Below are 1,754 nucleotides of genomic sequence, written 5' to 3' on the forward strand. Positions count from 1 at the left end.
GGCCGCCGCCACCCCGACCAGCAGTGCGCCGGCCAGGCCGGGACCGGCGGTGACCGCGATCGCGTCGACGTCGGCGAGCCGGATCTCCTTCGCGAAGAGTTCGGGCTCCTCCCACGCCGCGAAGTGACCGCCCTTGTCGACCTCGTTGAAGTAGACGAGATTGCGATAGCTCTGCTCGGTCCAACTCTTCGGTGCCTGGTAGATCTCGCCGGGAAAGACCGTCACCGCGACGGGAAGAGAGATCTCGTCCGTCTTCTGTGCCGCCGAGCTGAAATTGTTGTTGTTGTTCTCCCAGTAGAGCTGTGCGGAGGAGACGGCGCTGTTCGTCAACCAGTAGAGCGAGATGTCGTCGAGCATCTCGTCCTTGGTGAGTGACCGCTCGGGCTCCCCGCCGCTGTACGTCCACTGGGCGAACTTGTCGTACATCCAGGCGGCGAGTCCCGCGGGCGAGTCCGTCAGTGCGTACCCCACGGTCTGCGGGCGGGTCTGCATCAGGACGCCGTACGCACCGTTCTTGCCGAAGAACGTGCTGAGTTTGTCGAAGGCGGCCTTCTCCTTGCCGGACAGTCCATCGGGCGCCGGCTCTCCCGCCTGGATGGCGGTCGCGAGGTCACCCGGGACCGTCGCCGGCATGTTGACGTGTATGCCGAGAAGCGCCGCTGGTGCCTGACGCCCCATAGCGTCGGCGACGACCGATCCCCAGTCGCCCCCCTGGGACACATAGCGTTCGTATCCCAGCCGCCCCATGAGTTCGTGCCAGGCGCGGGCGATGTGATCGGGATCCCAGCCGGTGCTGCCGGGTCGCTGGGAGAACCCGTACCCCGGCATCGAGGGTATGACGACGTCGAAGGCGTCCTCGGCGCGTCCGCCGTGGGCGGTCGGGTCGGTGAGCGGGCCGATGACCTTCAGCAGTTCGATGATCGAGCCGGGCCAGCCGTGCGTGATGATCAGCGGCAGGGCGTTCGGATGAGCGGACCGGACGTGGATGAAGTGGATGTCGAGCCCGTCGATCTCCGTCACGAACTGCGGCAGCGAATTGAGGCTCGCCTCCGCCTTCCGCCAGTCGTAGCCGTCTCCCCAGTAGCGCACCAGCGCCTGGATCTTCGCCAGCTGCACGCCCTGTGACTGGTCACCGACGGTCTCTTTGTCGGGCCACCGGGTCGCCGCGATTCGTCGACGCAGGTCCGCCAAGTCCGCCTCGGGAACATCGACGCGATAGGAGCGGATGTCAGTTTTGTTCGCCACTGTGCCCGTCCCTCACCTGGATTGGTTCACGGAACCGCGGAGTCGGCGGCGGTGCGTCCACCCGACAACCGCCTGGCCCGCATACCCGCGACAGGAATCCACGAACCAGCTGCCGAGTGGCGCGACAGCGCGGTGGATCGGCCGATCGTGGCCGACAAAACCGACACCGGACGCGGGCGGACGGCAACGGATCACTATTGCCGAAACGAAGCCGGGCCGCCCGCGGCCGGGTGAACGGGCCGGGGGAGCGTTCCGTCGTGCGGAACGCTCCCCCGGGTTTTACCGTGGATCGGTGTTACCGATCAGCCGACAAATTTGAAGTAGCTGCGGTACTGGAATCCGTTGTCGAGGGTCAGGACGAATTCGCGGCAGGTGCCGGCCCAGCTTGGGTCGGTCTTCCACACGTAGTTGTATTGGCCGTTCGCACTGGCGGACATGCTCGATCCGCCGGGGTTGACCGCTGCGACGGGGGTGGGGCGCGGGGTGATCGGACCGCTGGGGTTGACGGT

The 1,754-nt window shown here is 66.5% G+C and carries 2 protein-coding genes; both read right to left on the reverse strand.

All coding sequences use genetic code 11. The features are described from left to right. A partial coding sequence (locus tag AB0M52_RS33695) for an alpha/beta fold hydrolase (RefSeq protein WP_363961909.1) occupies positions 1 to 1,245 on the reverse strand: 1,245 nt, incomplete at its 3' end. 302 nt (positions 1,246 to 1,547) lie between these two features. Further along, positions 1,548 to 1,754 (reverse strand): PxKF domain-containing protein (locus AB0M52_RS33700; protein ID WP_363961911.1); only part of this gene is annotated, 207 nt, incomplete at its 5' end.

The organism is Micromonospora sp. NPDC051296, from assembly GCF_040682255.1.
GTDB lineage: Bacteria > Actinomycetota > Actinomycetes > Mycobacteriales > Micromonosporaceae > Micromonospora > Micromonospora craterilacus.